Here is an 854-nt window from a genome sequence, read left to right on the forward strand (position 1 = left end):
GTTTTAATTAGGACATCCATTACCTGAAATAAAGTCTTTCTTAGATCAGAGGAACCTCGTTTTGAGGTTGGAACACTTTTTTGTTCATAACTTCCGGATTCATTAACACCGGGATCTACACCGGCAAATGCAGTAATAGCACTTTTGTGAGTGAAACGGGAAACATCTCCGATCTCAGCCATCAACTGAGGTCCGAGTGAAGTTCCAACACCTTTCATAGCCATAACGACAGGATATTCCGGGAGTTTGGATGCAGTTTCATTCATGAGAGTGCGTAGTGACTCAACAGTTGTAGAGGCACTGTTAAGCTGGTCTACAGCCTGCTTGATAATAAGCTTTGTAACGGAATCCTTTGGAAGTACAGGAACAAGTTCCTTTGCTTTTCCATAGATTTCTTCAGCTTTTGACTGACTGAAGTTGTACTTCTTGCGTTTGCACCAGTTTTGATAATGGTCGATAAAGGCATTCAGGGACATTTTACGGACACAGTCCACATGCCAGTATGTAGATGCAAAATCAACCCATTTCTGGCTGCCGTCACTGCGTGCAGGACTGTCAAAGTAAGTATTCACACCAGGATAGGTTTGGTCAAGGATGCCGATAAGATTATTTTTCATAGCCGTCTTGTGTTTCATGTAAAAGCCGAACTGACGGTTCATGGTTTTGAGCTGATTGCGTAATTCATCCATAACATTATACTGTTTAAGATTTTGCCATTTGTCAAGAGCATATCGGGCAATCTTAACAGCATCCGCTTTATCAGATTTCACTTTACGAAGGGAATCATTATCAAAGTCTTTGATAAGTTTTGGGTTAATGGCACTGACGAAAAGATTTGCCTCTGAAAGCTGATG

At 41.2% G+C, this 854-nt stretch carries 1 protein-coding gene; it reads right to left on the reverse strand.

Going from position 1 to position 854, the window contains the following annotated elements:
- Positions 1 to 854, reverse strand: an 854-nt coding sequence (locus G4407_RS16190; protein WP_173689699.1) for a transposase, incomplete at both ends; no start/stop codon positions are given.

The organism is Allocoprococcus comes (assembly GCF_013300725.1).
Classification (GTDB): domain Bacteria; phylum Bacillota; class Clostridia; order Lachnospirales; family Lachnospiraceae; genus Allocoprococcus; species Allocoprococcus comes_A.